Genomic DNA, 254 nt, shown 5'->3' with positions numbered 1-254 from the left:
CTACTGCCGGTGCGACGATGATATTTTTCCCAATGAAGTGAGCATATGTAATGCCAGGCGCGATAGTCCACTTTTCAGTACTGAAGTCTTCATCACCCGTCGGCGCATATACTTCGGCTGACAGCAGCCAAGCATTTTTGGTATCTACATGGGAAATCCAGCTCCATTTCAAAGAAACATCTCCCAAGCCTAATTCATCGCTGCCGGTTGCATCTGAAAAGAGCGTCGGCACCGAAAGGCGAATGCTCATAGCC

General features: G+C 48.8%; 1 protein-coding gene. It reads right to left on the bottom strand.

Going from position 1 to position 254, the window contains the following annotated elements; translation table 11 throughout:
* On the bottom strand, nt 1-254 hold a 254-nt coding region (locus tag AAEZ00_RS21735), incomplete at both ends, for a transporter (RefSeq protein ID WP_351090065.1).

This window comes from Shewanella sp. S1-49-MNA-CIBAN-0167, from assembly GCF_040310145.1.
In the GTDB taxonomy this organism is placed as follows: Bacteria; Pseudomonadota; Gammaproteobacteria; order Enterobacterales; family Shewanellaceae; genus Shewanella; species Shewanella psychromarinicola.
This window is presented reverse-complemented; position numbering and strand designations above follow the sequence as displayed.